Here is a 20,152-nt window from a genome sequence, read left to right as displayed (position 1 = left end):
GCAAACCTAGATCAGATAGAACAGGCTGAAGACGAACACCCACACCAGGTCGACGAAGTGCCAGTACAGCCCGGCCACCTCGACGCCCAGCCCCGAGTACCGGCCGCGCATGGCATTGAGCGTGACGACGGTCAGGTAGATCAGGCCCGTCAGCACGTGGAACCCGTGAAAGCCGGTGATCACGAAGAAGCTGGCGCTGAACTGCGGCACGCCCCACGGGTTGCTGAACAGCCGGGCGCCGTCGTGGATCATGTGGGACCACTCGTAGGCCTGCGATCCGAGGAAGAACAGGCCGCCCAGGATGGTCAGCAGGAGGAAGCGCACCGCCGCCCGCTGGTCGCCGCGCCGCGCGGCCCCCACCGCGGCCGCCATGGTCGAGCTGCTGCTGATCAGGATGAAGGTCATCAGTGTGACCAGCCACAGCCCGTCGAAGATTTCGGTGCGGTCGGGCCAGGTCGGGGCCTTCAGCCGCGCCACGCCGTACGCCGTCAGCAGCGTGGCGAAGACCAGCACGTCCGACGCCAGGAAGATCCACATGCCCAGCTTGGCATGGGCCGTGGCGAAGGGCGAGCGGCCGCCCCCCCAGTCCGAGCGCAGCACCGCCTCCTGGTCGGCGGCCAGCGGGTGCTGCGACGCCTCGATGGTGCTCATGCCGCCACCTCCGTCCTCACCAGAGCAGCAATGCGAACACGTACACCCACAGCGCGTCGACGAAGTGCCAGTACGTCGCGATGTTGGTCAGCGATCCGGCCAGCTGGCCCGCTCGTGCAGGCCGCGCCAGGCGCCACATCCCGTAGCCGAGGGCGCCCAGCCCGCCCGCCACGTGCGCGGCGTGGACGCCGCTCAACAGGTAGAAGAACGCGGCGTGCGTGCTCTCGGCCACGCCGACCCCGGCGCCCACCCACTGGAGCCAGGCGGCCCCTTGCCCGATCACGAAGACGGCTCCCAGCAGCAGCGTCCACCCCAGGGCCCGGCGCGCCCCCGCCCGGTCGCCCCGTCCCACGCGGCGCCGCGCCACCTCCATGGTGACGCTGCTGGCCAGCAGGACCGCCGTGTTCCACCACAGCAGGGACGGCAGGGCCTGGCGGGCCCAGCCCGGCTCCGCGCTGCGCACCACGTAGGTGCTGGTGAACCCCATGAACATCAGGGTGACGGCCGCCACCACCAGCCAGGTGGCCATGGTCGCCGCCCGGGAGCGCGCCGCGTCGTCGTCCCCCGCGGGACCGGGGCCGCCACCGCGGCCGTCCCACCCGTTGGGCGGCACGCGCCCAGGGGTGTGGATCCGGCCGCCGGGCATCGCCGGGACGGCCGGGCGCTCCCGCCCCGGCGGCCGCCCCCCGCGGGTGCGCTGGCGCGGTGGCCGCTGGATCGTCGTCGACATCCGCCTCACCCCCGCCGGCCCACCGCCGGCCGCTCGCCGCGGACGGCAGGGGCCGCTCTCGTCAGCCCCCCCACCCGTCCGCGCGTCCGCGGCCCGCCAACGGCTGACCGACTCCGCACGTCCCGTGGAACGCCCGCCTGCGCCAACCGGTGCCGGTGCGCCACGGGATCCCGCCCTCGCTCCCTCCATGGGTGCGGATTCGTGCCGTCCCATCGCCGACGCCGCCGGATCACGCCGCGGCGGCGTGCCCGCGGCGCGGGCAGCGGGATGGGCGGTCCCTTCCGCTCACCGCGCCCGCTGGCCGTCGCGCCCGGCCACGGCCATGGCCGGCTCCGGCAGCCACTGCGGGATGTGGTCGACGCCCTCGGGCGCGTCCTTGGGGCTGTACTCGTACGGCCAGCGGTACACCACCGGCTCGGCCTCGTCCCAGTTGCCGTGGGGCGGCGGCGACGGCGCCCACCACTCCAGGGTGTTGGCCTGCCACGGGTTCCGCTCGGCCTTCGGACCCCGGAACATGCTGTAGAACAGGTTGTACGCGAAGATCAACTGCGCGGCGCCCAGCACGAAGGCCGAGATGGAGATCACATGGTTCAGGGTCGCCACGTCGCCCAGGAATTGATAGGCGTCCCAGTTGTAGATCCGCCGTGGCATCCCGGCCGTCCCCAGGAAGTGCATCGGGAAGAACGTCCCGTAGATGCCGAGGAACGTCAGCCAGAAGTGGATCTTCCCCAGGCGCTCGTTCATCATCCGGCCGAACATCTTGGGGAACCAGTGGTAGATCCCCGCGAAGACGCCGAACAGCGCCGCGGCTCCCATGATGAAGTGGAAGTGGCCGACGACAAAGTACGTGTCATGGAAGTACAAGTCGACGGACGGGTTGCCCAGGATGATGCCCGTCAGGCCGCCGGTGATGAACAGCGACACGAAGCCGATGGCGTACAGCGACGCCGCCGTGAACCGCATCTTCGACCGGTAGATGGTCGCCAGCCAGTTGAACGTCTTGATGGCCGACGGGATTGCGATGGCCAGGGTCGTCACCATGAAGATGCTGCCCAGCGTCGGGCTCATGCCGCTGGAGAACATGTGGTGCCCCCAGACGAGGAAGCTCAAGCCCGCGATGGTCAGCATCGACCCGACCATGTACTTGTAGCCGAAGACCGGCTTGCGGCCGTGGGCCGCCAGGACCTCGGACACGATGCCCATGGCCGGCAGGATGACGATGTAGACCTCGGGGTGACCGAAGAACCAGAACAGGTGCTGCCACAGGATCGGGTCACCGCCGCCGGCCGGGTCGAAGAAGTGGGTGCCGCCGACCCGGTCGAAGATCAGCATCAGGCACGCCGCCATCAGCGCCGGGAAGGCGAACAGCCCGATCAGCGCCGTGGCGAACAGCGCCCACACCGTCAGGGGCAGCCGGCTCATGGACATGCCCTTGGTGCGCATGTTGAGGGTGGTCGTGATGTAGTTGATGCCACCCGCCAGGAACGCCAGCATCAGGATGAATACCGAGATCAGCCAGAGGGTCTGGCCGGCCGTCTCGCGTTCGCTGAGGGGCACGTAGGCCGTCCAACCGGTACCCGGCGCGCCGCCCTGGACGAAGAAGGACGCCAGGGCGAAGGCGATGGACACCGGGAACGCCCAGAAGGACAGCATGTTGAGAACCGGGAAGGCCATGTCCCGGGCACCGATCTGCAGCGGGATCAGGAAGTTGGCGAACCCGCCGCTCAGGGCCGTGGTCAGGAAGAAGAACACCATGATGGTGCCGTGCATGGTCACGGCCCCGTAGTAGAAGTCCGGATCCATCTGCCCGCCCTTGAAGGCGTTGGGCATGATGGCCTCCAGCAACGGCCACTCCTTCCCCGGCCAGCCCAGCTGCACGCGCATCAGCATAGCCAGGAAGCCACCCACCGCCGCCATGATCAGCGACGTCAAGAGGTACTGGATGGCGATGATCTTGTGGTCCGTGCTGAAGACGTAACGGCGCCAGAAGCTCTGCGGCGCGTGGTGATGGGCCGCCTCGGTGGCGTGCCCCGCCACGGCCGCCGGGGTCCCGCCGTGGGCCATGGACTCCTCCTCCTCTCTACCGGACCGGCGGGCGCTCACTGGGCCGTCCCGCCGTGCTCACCCGCGCGCTCCTGGAGCCACGCCTGCCAGTCCGCCTCGGAGACCACCCGGAGCTCGCCACGCATCGCGAAGTGCCCGACGCCGCACAGCTCCGCGCACGCGATCTCGTAGGTGCCGGGCTCCGTCGGCTCGACGTAGACCTCGTTGACCTGGCCGGGCACCGCGTCCATCTTCACCCGGAGGGACGGGACGAAGAAGCTGTGGATCACGTCCCGCGACGCGAGCCGCACCGTCACCCGGTACCCCGCCGGGACCACGATCGGCTCCTTGGAGCCGTCGACGACGATGTCGTCACGGCCGGCCGGGTCATTGGGATCGATGCCGAACGGGTTCTTCTGGAAGTCCACGTACTGGGGGTCCGTCTTGCCGAATTGGCCGTCCGGCCCGGGATAGCGCGCGGTCCAGAAGAACTGCTGCCCCCAGACCTCCACCACCGCCGTCTTCTCCGCCGCCGCGGCCGTCGGCGCGTGGAGCGACAGCCAGATCTGGTAGCCCATGACGATGAAGGCCGTCAGGACTACCGCGGTCACCACCGTCCAGGTGGTCTCCAGCCGCCGGTTCTCGTGCCAGTACAGGGCCCTGGGATTCCGGGCCGCCTGCCAGACGAACCAGGCCAGCGCCCCCTGGGTCAGCACGAAGACGATGCCAATGGTGACCATCAGCAGGTTGAACATGTGGTCGATGGGTGCCGCCGCGGCCGACACCAGGGGTGGCAGCCACCAGCGCTTGGTGGCGTAGACCGTGCTGGCCACGCCCGCCACCAGGACCAGCCCGACGAGCAAGGTCATGATGGCGCCTCCGCGCCGGTTGTCGCGCTCCGTCACCTGATGCATGTCCGCCTTGCCTCCAATCCCGCCGGCCCCGAACGGCCACCGCCCGCCGGCGCGCCTCGGGGCTCCGGACCTCTGCGTCCCTCGTCACAGGCACAGGTTGGTCAGAAACCGGGTTGCTGAGAAACCGGCTGCAGACCCGCTTGGATTGTATGGAATCCCCCCTACGGTCGCAAGGCGACGAATGACAAGGGCGCCAGTTTGCCCCCGTGACCGGGGGTCCACCCTGGCGTCGACCTTGCCGGCGTCAACCTTGCTGACGCACCGTTAACCGGCGCACCGTTGATTGGTAGAATGAAGCCGTGATCGATGGGAACGGTGGTCGATCCTGCCCGTCCCCTTCGCCGCGATCCCCCTTTCACAGTCCCCCAACCCACTCGACCCTGGCCATCGGTTTGTAGACCGATGCGCCTCGGTTGGGAGCCGGAGCATGTGCTTTTGGGTCGCCTGAGCGCCGCCGGATCCGCTATCTTCTAATCGTCGGTCGCCCATGGGTGACCCGGTCGCCGGCGCCCGGACGGCTCCGCCATCGGGAGGTCGGCGAGGTGCCGGTCTTGCGTCGGCGCGGGTGCTCCGCACCGGGACCGGGTCCCCGTGCGGTGGTGGACCTGAGCGGATCATGGGGTCGTTGCCCCCTGGGATGGAGGAGCGCCTATGAGCGTACCCGACAGCGCCGCGCTGGCGCGCGCGGTGCCCGCCAGCCGCAGCGAAACCCTGCGGGACTACCTGACCCTGATGAAGCCCGGTGTCATGCTGCTCGTCCTGGTGACGACCGCGGCCTCCATGTGGGTCGCCCTGGGCCAGGCACCGCATCCTTGGACGCTTCTGCTCACGCTGGGCGGCACCTTGCTCGCGGGCGGGGCCGCCGCCGCGCTGAACCACGTGCTCGATCGCGACATGGACGCGGCGATGCCCAGGACCAGCCGCCGACCCATCGCGGCGGGCCGTGTGCAGCCGATCCACGCCACGGTCTTCGCCATCGCCCTGGGGATCGCGAGCTTCGTCCTGCTCTACACGCAGGTCAACCCCCTGACGGCCTACATCGCCGTGGCCGGTCTCGTCTACTACGTCGGGATCTACACGGCGTGGCTCAAGCGCCGGACGCCCCAGAACATCGTCATCGGCGGGGCGGCCGGCGCCGTGGGCCCGTTGATCGGCTGGGCCGCGGCCACGGGCGAGCTCGACCTGGCCGCCGTCCTGATGTTCCTGATCGTCTTCTTCTGGACGCCGCCCCACTTCTGGGCCCTGGCCGTGGTGCTGCGCGACGAGTACGCCCAGGCCAAGGTGCCGATGCTGCCGGTGGTGGCGGGGGTGGAGGCCACCCTCCGGCAGATCTACGTCTACACCTGGGTCACGGTGGCCGCCACCCTGGCCACGGCGCCGCTGGGAGGGCTGCGTTGGATCTACGCGCTCGCGGCCGTGGGACTGGGGGCCCGCTTCCTGCGCATGGCGGCCAGTCTCATGGCCCGGCCGAGCGACGCCCTCGCCCGCGCGTTGTACGGCTACAGCATCGTCTACCTGTTCGGCCTGTTCACAGCCATGGTCGTGGACGTCACGCTGCGGCAGGTCTGGGCGATGTTGTCCGGCTGAGGGTGCGGGTGGGGTCGACGTCCTCGACGTCCGGGCACCGTGCCGCGGACTCGCGGGCGAAGGACGCTGGGCGTACTACGGCGGACTACGTCTGAGGCATGCCCGCTGGGCCCGCTGGCTCGGGGGGCGTGCCCTCGGGTTCGGGGAGCGCGTCCCCTTCGGGGAAGCGCGTCCGCTGGGATGGGAAGCGCCCCCTGAGGCTTGGGCGTAGGGGCTTGACCGGGTCCGTAGCAGAGGTGCCGGTCCGTGGCACGGGCGCCGACGCCCATCGCAGCGGCTCGCAGCGCGGCGGCGGCCGGAGCGTCGCGGACGCTCCGGCCGCCGCCAGGCCCCGTGCCGGCATCGACCCGCCTTCCGCCGGCGGGCCCTACGCGCCCGCCGGCGCGCCCACCTCTCCGGCCGCCCCCGCCCGACCGGGTCCTCCTGCTCCGCCGGCGCGGGCCCCCGGTGCCGGCTGGCCGTAGGCGGCCACGGACCACCCGGGTCCGGCCACCTCCAGCGCCACGTGGCAGAGGACGGTGAAGAGCAGGGCCATCAGGCTGCTGTGCAACATGGTCGCCGGCAGATCGAGGCGGCTGAGCACCACGTACGCTCCGCTCAGCGCCTGCAGGACGGCGAGCACCGCGGCCCACGCGAGCCCGCGCGCCAGCGCCCCGCGCGGCGCCGCCGGGTTCGTCCAGGCGGCGGCGACGGGTCCCACCAGGGTCCCCGTCACCCCGGCAGCCCGGGACGCGGACCGCAGCGGCCTCCCGTCGGCGCGCCGCGCGACGCGCCGCGCCGCCACCGCCATGGCCACCACGGCCAGCACCAACAGGCCGGCCGCCAGCCGATGGGCCATCTGGATCGCAGCGGCCCCCTCCCAGGGCGCGCCGCAGTGCGGCCAGGCGGGACAGGCGAGGCTGGTCTGGGTGTGCCGGACGTAGGCCCCCGTGTAGACCACCCCGTAGGTGTAGGCGAGCAGGCCCCAGACGGCCCGGCGCCACCCGACCGGGATGGCCGCCACCTCCCGGGCGGCCCCGGCCCCCGCGTCGTGGCCGCGATCCGGGGGCTCGACGCCGTCCCCCGGCCGACGCCCGCCCGCCGGTCCCGCATCGGCGCCATTGCCGTACCCCGCCGCAGACCCCGACGGCGCCGGCGCCGCGGCCGGAGACGACGCAGCGCGCCAGACCCGGAGCCCGAGCAGGGCGACGGACGCGAAGGACACCAGCGAGATCCCGAAGTGCAGGGCCAGCACCGCGTCCGACTGCCCCCACAGGACCACCCCGGCCCCGAGTCCCGCCTGCAGGAACAGGAACGCCACGGCCACCCCCGCCAGCCAGCGGGCGTCCCGCCGTCCGCCCAGCCTGCGGGGCGCGACCCACGCCAGCGCCACCACCACCAGGGCCGCCACGCCGGAGACCACCCGGTGGCTGAACTCGATGACCGCCTGCACGGTCCACACCGGGGAGCCGCACAGCGGCCAGGACCGCCCGCACCCCTCGCCGGAACCGGTGGCGGTGACCAGGGCGCCGGCCACGACCACCAGGAACATGGTGACCGTGGCCACCACCGCCAGGGCCCGCAACCATCCGGGTACGGGGGCCACCGCTCGGCTCGTGCCCCGATGGCGGCCAGCCCTCCCTGCGGCCGCCACCGCGGTCCGCCGGTCCCCGTGGGCCGACCCCTGCCGCACCTCCGTCCGCGCCACGAACGCGACCCTCCCCGGCACGGTCCTGCGCGGGGCCGGCGCGTCCCGCCGCGACGGACGGTGGCCGCCATCGCCCGGGATGCCCCCGTCGATCGCCCGGCGATGGGACGAACCGGCCCCGGCCGAAGCCAGGTCCAACGTAGCCCAAGGCGGGACGCCGCGCAATGCGGCCGCCGCCCTACCGACCCGCCTCGCTGATCGCCTTGGCCTGCCCCCTCGCCGGGCGCCCTCGCGGACCCTGAACCGCGCACTGCCCGACCTGCCCCGCCCGTCCGGGCCTGGCCCCGTGATCTTCCGTGCCGGCCCGCCCCCGGGAGCCGCGTCCCCCGGGGTCGTCCGCCGCCCGGGCCGCACCTGGGCCGGCGGTGGGGGTCGGCGGGGGATCCCGGTCCCCCGAGTTCCGCGCACCGCCCCGTCGCGACCCCGCCTCGGCGACCGGGATCCCGGGCGGGCGGGACGCCCCGAGCCCGAGGAGAGGCGCAAGCCGGCGTCAGCCGCCAGGGGGATGGCCGTGGCAGGCCGGACACCCGTACAAGGGCGATGGGCAACGCTCCGGTGGGCGATGCGGGATCCTGCCGAGGACGATGCGCGACCCGCCCGAGCGCCCGAGGCCGATGCGCTGCGCTGCCGGGAGACGCGCACCCCTGCGCCCTGCTGGAGGAACATCAACCATGGGGATCCTGCGGCGGGAATGGCGCGGCGCCCCGGTGGGAATGCTAGCCCGAGCCCCCGGGCGCGGGATGGGCCCGGGCACGCGGGTGGGGCCGCCTCCGCCGCCGCCATGCCCGCTGCGCACCGGGGGACCAGCCCAAGACCTCGAGGAGCTGACCGCAAGCCATGTCTCCCGTCCGTGGCGTGCCGACGGCCCGGGTCGTGGCCGCCGGCCTGATCGCCGGCCTGGTGCAGATCGCCACCGTCTACGTGCTGCAGCCCATCGTCGGAACCCAGCGCGGGACCTTCACCCGTTTCGTGGCCGACGGCCTCGGCATGGGCGACGCTCGCACCATGGCCCAGGCGGCCATGTCCCTGGGGGGCCTGGCGGCGCTGCTGGTGGCGGCCGTGCTGTGGGCCCTGGTCTACCGCGCCGTCGCCCCCGCCGGGAATGCCGTGACCGGCATGGCCTTCGGCCTGGCCATCTGGCTGGCCGGTGCCCTGGTGGTGTTGCCCCTGCTCGCGGCGGCCGGCGCCGCCCCGTCACCCGGGTTCCTGGGCACCGGCTTCTCCGGGGCCCGGAGTGCCCTGGTGGCGGCCATCGCCCACCTGGTCTACGGCGGCGTCCTCGGCTCCATGTTGGGCACGCCCCGCCGGGCGGAGACGTGAGCGCGACCCCCGACAGGCGGACGCTCCGCCCTGCGCACTCCTCCCCATCCCGGCGCGTATGTTACAACGACCCATCGCCGCGGCCGTGAGCCGTGTCACCGCGCCGCGCGCCGCGGCCCGGCGCTCCGACCGCCGGCGGACCGCGGTGACGGCCCTCGCCGGGATCCGCCGTGGGCCAAGGGGGGTGCGCCATGGACATCCTCGTCCGCCACCGTCGCCGCTTCACCGTCGACCCCGCCGGCGCCGGGGGCTGGGCCGCCGTGCTCGAGCACCTGGGCCACCGCGTCCACCTGGGCCCCGACGGCCGGCACGCGGCCGTCGACTCGGCCCTCCACGGCCGCACCCTGGCCCTTCGCGTGACCGCGGCGTCACCCCACCCGCACCCGAGCGCCGCGGCGCCGGCCGCCGCGTCCGCGGGCCCCGCGCCGGCCGTCATCGGGCACGCCGGCGCCCGCGATCGTCTGCTCGCCTTGCTGGCCGCCACGCTCCGGGAGTCGGGTGCCGCGGTCTGGCTGGAGGAACCGGCCGCCGCCGGCCACAGCGGCGGCGCCGTGGTCCCGCCGGCGGGACGCCCCGAGGGACGCCCGGGCATGGCCGTCGACATCCTGATCCACGTGGCGCTGGACGACGTCACCCTCCGCGCCTGGCTCACCACGGCCGGGTGCCCGCCCTGGGCCGCGTGGCGTCTCGGGCGCCACCTGGCCCGCGCCCTGTGGCGCGCCGGCTGCGTCCCCGTCCGGCAGCGGCACCGGCCCGCCGCCCGCCCGCCCCGCACCCTCGGCCGGCCGCTCCCAGCGGAGGAGGCGGCCGGAGGGCGCGGCGACCGGGCAGCCGCAGGACGCGACGACCGGGCGGCCCCGGGGTGCGACAGACCAGCGGCCGCGAGGCCGCCCGAGGCGGCGCCGCCTACGTCCTGGGCCCCGGACGCGGCAGAAGACCCGGGCCACGGCCCGCGGGCGGTCGTCGGCGCGGCCGCGCCGACGACCGCCCGGGTCCTGGTGCCCCGTCTGGCCGTAACGCTGCGCTTGCCCGCCGCGTGGCCGGCGGAGGCGGTGGCCACCGCCATCTACCAGGGGCTGGTGACCTTCTTCGGCGGGCCCGCCGATGCCCTCGTGCCCCCGACGGACCCGGCCCCGGCAGCGGACGACCCCGGGGGGACCGTCCGCGCCACCGCCGGCGACCGATCCGCGCCCGCGGGCCAGGACCCGCCGCAGCATGCCGCACCGCGGCAGGATCCCGCCGCCGACGACGACCCGGTCCCGCCGGGTTCCGAGGCCGGAGCGGACGCCGCCCCGCAGGAGGCGCAGCAGGCGAGGGACGCCACGACCCCTCCCCCGGCCACGCCCGGCCGGTCGACGCCCGCCGGATCGGACGCATCAGCAGCCGACGGGTCGGGCCCGCCATCCGAGCCTGGTGGGGATCCGAGCTCCTGGGCCGCCGCCCGCCCCCAGGGCGAGGCCGCAGCGGAGGCGCCGGCTCCTGCCTCGCCCCAGGGCTCCCCGGCGACCGCCGGTGCCGGAGCCAGCCGACACCGGGCCTCCCGATCGCGACCGGTGGCGGTCCCTGCCCATCTGCCGGCTACCGCCATGCCGCCCGGTGCGGCATCCGGCCACGTCTTCGCCGCCCCGCGCCCGACCGGTGGCGCCCCGGGCCGTCCCGCGCCCCCGCCGACGGCCCGTCCGTGGACGTCCTCGACCGGGCCGGGTTCGTCGGTCACGGGGCGACCCCGACCCCGCCCCGTGCCGTCCTTCGCCGTCGGCCGACCGCCGGGATCCCTGCAGCCCTTCCGGTGACTGCGCCCAAGCCGCCGGCCGTGAGCCGGCTTGCCCACCGCCAAGGCGGGGCGCCGCGGAGGCCCGCAGCGGCGCACACCCCTCGCGGGCCCCGCCCGCGGAACCGGCGCCGCAGCCGCAGCCGCTCCCGCCGCCGGCGGGCCACCGGCCGGGTCCGCTCGCCTCCACGCAGGCCGGCAGTGGCTGACCGCGGGACGCGTCGCCTGCGGGCCCGGCCGGGTGCGCCCACGCCCCGCGCAGGCCGGCAGTGGCCGGCCGCGGGACCCGTCGCCTGCCGGGCCACCGGCCGGGTGGCCTCACCCCTCGCCAGGGCCCCCATCCAGCGGCTGCGGCCGGTCCCGCTGCGCGTCGACCACGCACAGGAAGCCGAAGGGCTCCGCCCCGTCGCCGCCCCGGTGGCGGAACTGGTGGGGCGTCCGGGGCGGCACGTAGATCAGGTCGAAGGGACGCACCCGGTGGACCTCGTCGCCCAGCTGCACCTCGCCCTGGCCCCGCAGGACCAGGACCGCATGGATGTGCTGGTGGAGCTCCAGGCGCGAGTAGCCCCCCGGCCCCACCTCGAAGTAGCGCACCTCGAAGGACGCCGGGGTCGCCCCGCCCGGCACCAGGGTGCGCCGGATCACGTTCCGGAACCGCGGGGCCGGCTCCTCGGGTCCCTGGTAGACCTGGTCCGGGATCCCCTCCCAGCGGAAGGTCGTGGGGTCGAACCGGCGCACCCGCAGGCGGGCGAACTCCTCCGCCGACAGGGGCCGGTTGGCCGCGGGCGCCGCCGCGTCCGGGCCGAGGGCCGACCCGCTCTTCGTGCTGCCGTCCACGGCTGCCATCGCCTCGTCTCCCTCCTCCACCCGGCCGCCCCGTCATCCCGCCCGGCTGCCCCGTCATCCCGCCCCAAGGGGGCCCCGTCGGGGACGTTCCGCCGTCCGGCCCCGCGGCCCCCCGGCACCGCTTCCCGGCCGGTCCCGGCCGCCGGTCGACCCCGGCGGCCGGCGGTGCGGCCGGCGGTTCCCCCGCGGCGTGCCGACGGCGCGCCGCCCGTCCCCGGGCCGCGCCCGCCCAGCCCGCGTCCCCGCACCGCGGTCCGCGCCCTCGAGCGGTGCGGCGCCCAAATCGGCAGCCGCGCGTCGCGACGGGCGATCCGGACCCACCCCGTCAGAGCTCGACCACGACCTTCAGGGCATCCGGGTCCTTGACCCGACGATAGGCCGTGCCGACCTGCTCCAAGGGGTAGCGGTGGGTGACCAGCTCCGCGGCCGGGATCAGGCCCGCGGCCAGCAGCGCCAGGGCGTCCCGGGTGTCGTCGGGTCCCGCCGAGTAGCTGGGGACGAGCCGGATCTCGCGGAAGAACACGTCGTGTCCGGGGATGGCGGGGTCGCGCCCCGGGGCGGTGGGCGCGAACATCACCACGGTCCCGCCCGGACGGGCCGCGGCGATGCCCAGGCGCAACGGTTCCTCCCCCGCGGGCGACACCAGCACCAGGTCCGCCCCCTCCCCCCATCGCTCCTGCAGCAGCCGGGCGACGCCGGCCGGCTCAGCCGCCGCCGGGTGCGCGGGGGCACGCAGCCACGGCACGGTCCCGGGCGGCGCGGTCCCCGGCGCGGACGAACCGGCCCCGCCGTCCCCGACATCGATCACCAGCGTCGCCCAGCGCCGCGCCGCCCAGGCCAGCCGGCCCGGCAACCGGTCGACCACGGCCCGCTCCACGGCCCCCCACGCCCGGGCCACCAGGCCCAGCACCTGCCCCATGAAGCCGGCGCCGATCACCAGCACCCGCGACCCCGGCCGGAACGCCGCCCGCCGCAGGGCGTGGACGGCGCAGGCCACCGGCTCCACCAGGACGCCCACCTCCCAGCCGGCGTCGTCCGGCAGGGGGAGGGTGTCGTGCTGCAGGACCTGGGGCGCCACCACCGCGTACTCGGCCATGCCCCCCGGGATCAGGCCAGTCCGGCGCCAGACCGGGCAGTGGACGTAGTCCCCCCGCCGGCAGGCGGCGCAGCCCATGCAGGGCGCGTGGTGGTGGACGAACACGCGGCTGCCCACCCCGAGCCCGGGCGGTGGCGTCGTCCCGGGGCCCAGGGCCACGATCTCCCCGGCCGGTTCGTGACCGAAGACGAAGGGGCCCTGCCGGGCCTTCTCCGCCACGTACCAGTCCAGGAGGTCGCTGGAGCAGATGCCGCACGCCCGCAGGCGGACCAGGGCCTCACCCGGTCCCGGCCGCGGCACCGGCATCCAGGCCACCTCGACACGGCCCCGGGCGTCGAGGCGCGCCACCCGCATCCGCTCGGGAAGGGGCGGCGACACGGAACCGTCGGGGCGCGCAGGTTCGGGCATCGAAGCAGGCCTCCCTCCACCCAGAGGGCTTGCATGGGGCGCGGGCCCCGGTTCGCGGGGTCCGCGGGGTCCGCGGGGAGGACCTACGCGTCGTCGCCGCCCGGGCCGGGTTCGTCCCCCTCGGGAACCAGGGCCACCTTGATGGCCTCGCCCCGATCCAAGGCCTGGAACACCGTGGGCAGCTCGACCAACGGACGGCGATGGGTGATCAGCCGCGCCACGGGCAGTCGCCCTTGGGCCAGCAGCCCGTAGGCCTCGCGCACATCCGCCGGGGTGTAGTGGAAGGAGCCCAGCAGATCGACCTCTTCGTAGTGGAGGCGGTAGGCCTCGAAGTGGACCCAGGTGCCCCCCGCCAGGCCGCCGAAGAGCAGGACCCGGCCCCCCGGCCGCACCCACTGGGCCGCCGCCTGCCAGCCCTCGGCCCGGCCGGTGGCCTCGATCACCGCCGCCGGCCCCTCGCCGCCGAACAGCGCCTGCACCCGGGGCGCGGCCTCCTGGGCGTCGGCCCTCACGGTCTCCGTGGCTCCGACCTCGCGGGCCAGCTCGAGCCCCGCCGGGCGACGCCCCACCACGACCACCCGGGCCAGCCCCAGCGCCCGGGCCACCATGACGTGCAGCAGCCCGATGGTGCCGGTGCCCAGCACCACCACCTCGGGCGGCTTGCCCAGGCGTCGCCACCCGCGCACCACGCAGCTCAGCGGCTCGAGGAAGGCCGCCTCCTCGAAGCTCAGGTGGTCGGGCTTGGGGAACAGGTGCCGGGAGACCACCGGGGCCGGCAAGCGGATGAATTCGGCATACGCGCCCAGGGCCATCCGTTCGGGCTCGAACAGCCGCTGGCAGAGGTTCTCCTGCCCGCGGCGGCAGGGCGGGCAGGCACCGCAGGGGGCGGTCGGCACCCACATCACGGGATCGCCCGGCCGGAAGCGCCGGACCCCCTCGCCGACGGCGTGGACGACGCCCGACGCCTCGTGGCCGAAGGGACCGGGCACGGGCAGCCGGGCGTGACCGCGGCGGAAGGTCTTGAGATCGGTGCCGCAGGTCAGGGCGCGACGGATCCGCACCACCACCTCCCCCGGCCCCGGCTCGGGCACGGGGACCTGGCGCACGGTCAGCCGGCGGATGCCGGCCAGGTATCCTTGCAGCAACGGCGACCCTCCATCCGCCTGGCGCTGGCGGTCGCTGCCGCCTTCGTGACTAAATTAGAAGGTACCACAACGGGCGGACCCGCCCCGAGCCGGCGGTGGCGAGGCGGTCCGCCCACCCACGAGGTGATCCGCCGTGCACCGCGCCGTCCATCCGCCGTTCCAGCCCGTCGAGCTCCGCCATCGCAGCCGGGTGCTGGAGGGAAACCCGTGGGACGACCCCGTGGAGCGCTCCCTGTGGGTCCTGGTCCCGCCCGACGGGCTCCCGGCAGAGCCGGTGCCCTGCATCTGGCTGCTGGCGGGCTTCGGCGGCACCGGCGCCCGCCTGCTCAACTACGACCCCTGGGAGGAGACCCTCCCGGAGCGCCTGGGCCGGCTCTACGCCCAGGGGCGCATCGGCCCGGTGATCGTCGCCCTGCCGGACTGCTTCACCTACCTGGGCGGCAGCCAGTACCTCAACTCGCCGGCCGTCGGCCGGTACGAGGACTACCTGGTCCAGGAGCTGGTGCCGCTGCTCGAGGGACGCTACCGCGTCCGCGCCCACGGGATCGCGGGCAAGTCGTCGGGCGGCTACGGCGCCCTGGTCCAGGCGGCCCGCCACCCCGAGGTCTTCCGGGCCTGCGCCTGCCACGCGGGGGACATGGCCTTCGAGTACTGCTACCTCCCGGACTTTCCCAAGTTCCTCCGGCACGTCCACCAGCTCGGCGGGCTGGACGCGTACATGGCGGCCTATCGCCGGCTGCGGGACCGCGGCGAGGAGCCCGGCGGCCCCTGGCACAGCTCCCTGAACGTCCTGGCCATGGCCGCCTGCTACTCCCCCGATCCCGCCGAGCCCTACGGCATCGCCCTGCCCGTGGAGCTGGAGACCGGCGCCCTGCGGCCGGCGGTCTGGGATCGCTGGCTGGCGATGGACCCGGTGCGCATGGCCCCCCGGATGGCGGAGGCCCTGCGGCGCCTGCGGCTGGTGTACGTGGACTGCGGCCGCCAGGACGAGTTCCATCTGATCTGGGGAGCCCGTCAGCTCCACCGGGCCCTGGAGGGCCTGGGCGTCCCCCACCGCTACGAGGAGTTCGACGGCGGTCACTTCCGCATCGCCCACCGGTACGACGTCTCGCTGCCGCTGCTCTACCGGGCGCTGGTCGAGGCCTGAGGACCGGCCGGAGGGCCGACCCGAGGCCCAGCCGCCGGCCCGCCGCCGGGGGTGCGGCCGCCGGCGGCGGGCCGCGACCCGCGCCCACCGCCGGCGGCGGTCCGGCGACCGCCGCCGGCGGGAAGGACGGCGGGCGCCTGCGGCGAAATCCGGGAGCACCATCTTTGCTGGCGACGCGATCGGGGGTGCCGGGCATGGTCGCCGCCGCCCGCCGCCCATGGACCTCGCCGCCCTGTCCCCTGCCGCTCGGGGGCTGCCGGGTGGTCAACCTCGCCCTCAACGTGCCGGGTCCCGTCGCCGCAGCCCGGCTGCAGGCCCTGGGCGCCACGGTCGTCAAGGTCGAGCCCCCGGGCGGGGATCCCCTGGCCGCCGTCGCCCCGGCCTGGTACGCGCAGCTGACCGCCGGTCAGGAAGTGCGCACCCTCGATCTCAAGACGCCCCGCGGCCGGGAGGCGCTGGAGCGGCTGCTGGCCGACGCCGACCTCCTGCTCACCGCCCAGCGTCCGGCCGCCCTGGCGCGGCTGGGGCTCGCACCCGCCGAGGTGGGCCGCCGGTTTCCCCGCCTGGCCTACGTGGCCATGGTCGGCTACCCGCCGCCCCGCCAGGACGAACCCGGCCACGACCTGACCTACCTGGCGGAGGCCGGCCTTCTGGAGCCGCCGGTCCTGCCCCGCACGCTCATGGCCGACCTGGCCGGCGCCGAGCGGGCGGTCAGCGCAGCCCTGGCCCTGCTCCTGGGGCGGGAACGGGGGCATGCGGCGCGCTACGTCGAGGTCCCCCTCGCGGAGGCCGCCGCCGACTGGGCGGCGCCCCTGCGCCACGGCCTCACCGCACCCGGGGGCGTGCTGGGAGGCGGCTTGCCGCTCTACCGCTGCTACCCCGCCCAGGACGGGTGGGTGGCGCTGGCCGCCCTGGAGCCCCACTTCGCGCGGCGCCTGCTGGAGGCGCTTGGCGTCCGGGCGACTCGTGGGGGGCGCGCTGGTGCCGACACCGGCTCGGGCGGCGGCCGCCCGGTGCCGGAGGACGCGCCACCCGCGGAGAACGCCCGGCCATGGGCGGACGCTCCGCCATGGGAGTACGCGCGGACGTTGGAGGCCTTCCTGGCCGACGTCTTCCGGCGGCGGCCGGCCCGTGAGTGGGAGGACTGGGCCCGGGAGCGGGACCTGCCGCTGACGGCGGTGCGGGCCGTTCCCCGGGCCGGCGACCGGCCTGCAGGGGGGTGATGGTCCCGCCGCAGCGTCCACGACGCCACGGGTCGGGTCGACGGTGCAACCGCTCGGGCAACCGGTCGGCCGGGCGGAGGGGTCGGATGCGCTGGGGGATGCAGGGTGGGAGTCGCCGCCGGGCATCGCGGCGGCCGCCGCGAGGGCGGGGGGCGGGCCGCGGGGGGCCGGTTCTTCCGGACGAACCCGGCCCGTCGGCCCCGCCGCGGGCGACGGCGGCCGGCGGCCGGGCGACGCCCCCAAAGCCCGCGGCCGCCAGGGCCGCGGCCGTCGATCGTGCGGGAGGGGTGCTGCATGCGCGGACTGATGCTGGATTACCAGCTGACGATCCCCGCCATGTTGCGGAGGGCGGAGCAACTGTTCGGCGGCAAGGCGATCGTCACCCCCCTGCCGGACAAGAGTTTTCATCGCTACACGTACGCCGACTTCGTCCGCCGGGCCAAGCGGCTGGCCGTGGCGTTGCGCGAGCTGGGCGTCGGTCGGGGGGATCGCGTCGCCACCCTGTGCTGGAATCACCACCAGCACCTGGAGGCCTACTTCGGCGTCCCGAGCGCCGGCGCGGTCCTCCACACGCTGAACCTGCGGCTCCACCCCGACGAGCTGGCGTTCATCGTCAACCATGCCGGGGATCGGGTCCTGCTGGTCGATCACATCCTCCTGCCCCTGTTCGAGCGGTTCCGCGAGCGGGTGAAACTGGAGCACGTGGTGGTGGTCGGCGCCGAGGGCGACGTGCCCGCGGGCATGCTGGACTACGAGCAGCTGCTGGCGGAAGCGGACGAGAGCCACTACGAGGACCCCGATCTGGACGAGAACGACGCCGCCGCCATGTGCTACACGTCGGGCACCACGGGGCGGCCCAAGGGAGTGCTCTACTCGCACCGAGCCATCGCCCTGCACTCCCTGGCCGCGGCGCTGGCCGACACCCTGGGGGTGCGGGAGGCCGACGTGGTCCTGCCGGTGGTGCCGATGTTCCACGTCAATGCCTGGGGGCTGCCCTTCGCGGCCACCCTGGTCGGCGCCAAGCAGGTCTTCCCCGGCCCACACCTCGATCCCGGCAGCCTTCTGGAAGACCTGTCCCAGGAGCGGGGCACCCTGACCGCCGGCGTCCCCACCATCTGGCTGGGCATCCTCCAGGAGCTGGACCGGAATCCGGGCCGCTGGGACCTCTCCAGCCTGCGGGCCATGGTGGTCGGCGGGTCGGCGGCCCCGCGGGGCATGATCCAGGCCTTCCAGGAACGCCACGGCCTGCGGGTGGTCCACGCCTGGGGCATGACGGAGACGACGCCCCTCGGCACCGTGTCCACCCTCACCCCGGAGCTCCAGGAGGCGCCGGCGGACGTCCAGTACGACTACCGGGCGAAACAGGGTCGACCCATCCCCTTCATCGAGATCCGGGCCCGCAACGACCAGGGCCTGGTCCCCTGGGACGGGCAGACCATGGGCGAGCTGGAGATCCGCGGCCCCTGGGTGGCGTCGGCCTACTTCGAGGCCCCGGAGGCGGGCGACCGCTGGACGGACGACGGCTGGCTCCGCACGGGTGACATCGTCACCATCGACCCCCAGGGCTACATCGAGATCAAGGACCGCGCCAAGGACCTGGTGAAGTCGGGCGGCGAGTGGATCAGCTCGGTGGCCCTGGAGAACGAGCTCATGGCCCACCCGGCCGTGGCGGAGGCCGCGGTGATCGCCGTCCCGCACCCCAAGTGGCAGGAGCGCCCGCTGGCCGTGGTGGTGCTCAAGCCGGGGCAGTCGGCCACCAAGGACGAGCTGCTCGACTTCCTGCGCCCCAAGTTCGCCAAGTGGTGGCTGCCGGACGACATCGTGTTCGTCGACCAGATCCCCCGTACGTCCACGGGGAAGTTCCTCAAGCAGGCCCTGCGCGAGCGCTTCCGCGACCACCTCACGAAGGAGACCGCCAGCTGAGACACGGCACCCCCGGCGGGCCACGACCTCGACCCAGGAGGAAGGAGTGAACCGGCATGCTCGCCCCCGACCCCCGCATCCGCCGGGCACTGCGGAACACCATCGGCGACGCCTTGCGCCGCTCGGTGCGGAAGAATCCCCACAAGGAGGCGATCCGCTTCGGGGAGCGCCGGTGGACGTACGCCGAGTTGGACGCGGCCGTCAACAAGCTGGCCCATGCCCTGCTGGCCCGTGGCCTGGCCAAGGGCGACCGCCTGGCCGTCTACGGCCGCAACTCGGACATCTACGTCCTCGCCTGGCTGGCCTGCGTTCGGACCGGCATCATCCACGTGCCCATCAACTACATGCTGACGGGGGAGGAACTGGTCTACATCGTCAACCAGTCGGGCAGCCGGGCGCTGTTCTACGACGCGGACCTGGCCCCCCAGGTGGAGGCGGTGCGCGAGCGGGCCGGGGCGGCCACCACCGGCACGCTGGAGGAGCTGCTGGAGGCCGCCCTGGACCCGGCCGGTAACGGGGAGGAGCCGGAAGCCGAGCTGGACGACACCGACGTCGTCCAGCTGCTCTACACCTCCGGCACCACGGCGGCGCCCAAGGGCGCCATGATGACCCACCGCGCCCTGCTCGCCGAGTACGTCAGCTGCATCATCGAGCTGGACCAGAGCCCGGAGGATCGCAGCCTCAACGCGCTACCCCTCTACCACTCCGCCCAGATGCACGTCTTCCTCATGCCCCAGCTCCTGGTGGGAGCCACCAACGTGATCCTGCCGGCGCCGGCGCCGGACGCCTGCCTCCCGCTGATCGAGCGGGAACGGATCACGTCGATGTTCGCGCCGCCCACGGTGTGGATCAACTTCCTCCGCCACCCCGACTTCGACCAGTACGACCTCTCCAGCCTCCGGAAGCTGTACTACGGCGCCTCCATCATGCCCGTGCCAGTCCTGGAGGAGCTGCGGCGGCGCCTGCCCGGCGCCCGTCCCTACAACTGCTACGGCCAGAGCGAGATCGCACCCCTGGCCACCGTCCTGCGCCCGGAGGAGCACGACGCGCGACCGGCCTCGGCAGGCCGGCCGGTCTTCCACGTTGAGACTCGAGTGGTGGACGAGGCGATGCGGGACGTGCCACCAGGAGAGCTGGGGGAGATCGTCCACCGCTCGCCCCAGCTGCTGGTGGGCTACTGGGACAAGCCCGAGGAGACCGACGAGGCCTTCCGCGGCGGCTGGTTCCACTCCGGCGACCTGGGCTATGTGGACGAACAGGGCTACCTGTACGTGGTCGACCGCCTCAAAGACGTGATCAACACCGGCGGCGTGCTGGTAGCCAGCCGCGAGGTGGAGGAGGCCCTCTACACCCACCCGGCGGTGTCCGAGGTGGCGGTCATCGCCTTGCCCGACCCCAAGTGGATCGAGGCGGTAACGGCGGTGGTGGTGCTGAAGCACGGGGCGACGGCCACCGCCGAGGAGCTGATCGATCACGCTCGGCAGAGGCTGGCGCCCTTCAAGGTTCCCAAGCGGGTGATCTTCGTTGACGACCTGCCCCGCAACGCCTCCGGCAAGATCCTCAAGCGGGAGCTGCGGGCCCGCCTGGCCGGTGAGGGGCCGGGAGCGGGTCCGGGCGCCCGAACCTGAGGCCGCCAAGCAACCCATCCCGGATGGGGCTTG

General features: G+C 74.4%; 15 protein-coding genes. 7 read left to right on the top strand and 8 right to left on the bottom strand.

What is annotated here, in order from left to right:
* Positions 1 to 6: 6 nt before the first annotated feature.
* The 4 genes from E1B22_RS05695 to coxB form a co-directional block, all read right to left on the bottom strand.
* The gene (locus E1B22_RS05695; protein WP_135224905.1) at positions 7 to 651 is read right to left on the bottom strand and encodes a cytochrome c oxidase subunit 3; all 645 of its coding nucleotides are present in this window, start codon (positions 649 to 651) and stop codon (positions 7 to 9) included.
* Between the two features lie 16 nt (positions 652 to 667).
* Positions 668 to 1,381: a cytochrome c oxidase subunit 3 gene (locus E1B22_RS05690; RefSeq protein ID WP_135224904.1), complete on the bottom strand. Its 714-nt coding sequence runs from the start codon at positions 1,379 to 1,381 to the stop codon at positions 668 to 670.
* 285 nt (positions 1,382 to 1,666) lie between these two features.
* Positions 1,667 to 3,445, bottom strand: coding sequence for a cbb3-type cytochrome c oxidase subunit I (locus E1B22_RS05685; protein ID WP_135224903.1), 1,779 nt, complete (start codon positions 3,443 to 3,445; stop codon positions 1,667 to 1,669).
* A 35-nt stretch (positions 3,446 to 3,480) separates the two neighbouring features.
* Positions 3,481 to 4,338, bottom strand: a complete 858-nt coding sequence (gene coxB, locus E1B22_RS05680) for a cytochrome c oxidase subunit II (RefSeq protein WP_135224902.1) — start codon at positions 4,336 to 4,338, stop codon at positions 3,481 to 3,483.
* A 651-nt stretch (positions 4,339 to 4,989) separates the two neighbouring features.
* On the opposite strand from coxB, the gene E1B22_RS05675 reads away from it, so the two are divergent.
* On the top strand, positions 4,990 to 5,925 hold the full coding sequence (locus tag E1B22_RS05675) for a heme o synthase (protein ID WP_135224901.1): 936 nt from the start codon (positions 4,990 to 4,992) through the stop codon (positions 5,923 to 5,925).
* 367 nt (positions 5,926 to 6,292) lie between these two features.
* Here E1B22_RS05675 and E1B22_RS05670 read toward each other — a convergent pair whose 3' ends face one another.
* Complete coding sequence (locus E1B22_RS05670) at positions 6,293 to 7,612, bottom strand: heme A synthase (protein WP_243123773.1); 1,320 nt, start codon at positions 7,610 to 7,612, stop codon at positions 6,293 to 6,295.
* Positions 7,613 to 8,449: 837 nt separating this feature from the next.
* On the opposite strand from E1B22_RS05670, the gene E1B22_RS05665 reads away from it, so the two are divergent.
* Both E1B22_RS05665 and E1B22_RS05660 read left to right on the top strand, forming a co-directional pair.
* Positions 8,450 to 8,932, top strand: a complete 483-nt coding sequence (locus E1B22_RS05665; RefSeq protein WP_135224900.1) for a hypothetical protein — start codon at positions 8,450 to 8,452, stop codon at positions 8,930 to 8,932.
* A gap of 191 nt (positions 8,933 to 9,123) precedes the next feature.
* Complete coding sequence (locus E1B22_RS05660) at positions 9,124 to 10,725, top strand: hypothetical protein (protein WP_135224899.1); 1,602 nt, start codon at positions 9,124 to 9,126, stop codon at positions 10,723 to 10,725.
* Positions 10,726 to 11,021: 296 nt separating this feature from the next.
* Here the strand turns inward: E1B22_RS05660 and E1B22_RS05655 are convergent, their stop codons facing one another.
* From E1B22_RS05655 to E1B22_RS05645, 3 genes are all read right to left on the bottom strand, one after another.
* Positions 11,022 to 11,549, bottom strand: coding sequence for a cupin domain-containing protein (locus E1B22_RS05655; protein ID WP_135224898.1), 528 nt, complete (start codon positions 11,547 to 11,549; stop codon positions 11,022 to 11,024).
* A gap of 325 nt (positions 11,550 to 11,874) precedes the next feature.
* Positions 11,875 to 13,053: an alcohol dehydrogenase catalytic domain-containing protein gene (locus E1B22_RS13855; protein ID WP_135224897.1), complete on the bottom strand. Its 1,179-nt coding sequence runs from the start codon at positions 13,051 to 13,053 to the stop codon at positions 11,875 to 11,877.
* A gap of 83 nt (positions 13,054 to 13,136) precedes the next feature.
* Positions 13,137 to 14,198: a zinc-binding dehydrogenase gene (locus tag E1B22_RS05645; protein ID WP_243123772.1), complete on the bottom strand. Its 1,062-nt coding sequence runs from the start codon at positions 14,196 to 14,198 to the stop codon at positions 13,137 to 13,139.
* Between the two features lie 133 nt (positions 14,199 to 14,331).
* Here E1B22_RS05645 and E1B22_RS05640 point away from each other — a divergent pair, with 133 nt between their 5' ends.
* The 4 genes from E1B22_RS05640 to E1B22_RS05625 all read left to right on the top strand — a co-directional run bounded on the left by E1B22_RS05640 (position 14,332) and on the right by E1B22_RS05625 (position 20,119).
* On the top strand, positions 14,332 to 15,345 hold the full coding sequence (locus E1B22_RS05640) for an alpha/beta hydrolase family protein (RefSeq protein ID WP_135224896.1): 1,014 nt from the start codon (positions 14,332 to 14,334) through the stop codon (positions 15,343 to 15,345).
* Positions 15,346 to 15,539: 194 nt separating this feature from the next.
* Positions 15,540 to 16,568, top strand: a complete 1,029-nt coding sequence (locus E1B22_RS05635) for a CoA transferase (RefSeq protein ID WP_135225977.1) — start codon at positions 15,540 to 15,542, stop codon at positions 16,566 to 16,568.
* Positions 16,569 to 16,862: 294 nt separating this feature from the next.
* Positions 16,863 to 18,491 (top strand): long-chain fatty acid--CoA ligase, encoded by a 1,629-nt coding sequence (locus E1B22_RS05630; protein ID WP_135224895.1) that lies wholly within the window; start codon positions 16,863 to 16,865, stop codon positions 18,489 to 18,491.
* Positions 18,492 to 18,547: 56 nt separating this feature from the next.
* Positions 18,548 to 20,119 (top strand): acyl-CoA synthetase, encoded by a 1,572-nt coding sequence (locus E1B22_RS05625; RefSeq protein WP_135224894.1) that lies wholly within the window; start codon positions 18,548 to 18,550, stop codon positions 20,117 to 20,119.
* Positions 20,120 to 20,152 lie beyond the last annotated feature (33 nt).

The organism is Thermaerobacter sp. FW80 (assembly GCF_004634385.1).
In the GTDB taxonomy this organism is placed as follows: Bacteria; Bacillota; Sulfobacillia; order Thermaerobacterales; family Thermaerobacteraceae; genus Thermaerobacter; species Thermaerobacter composti.
This window is presented reverse-complemented; position numbering and strand designations above follow the sequence as displayed.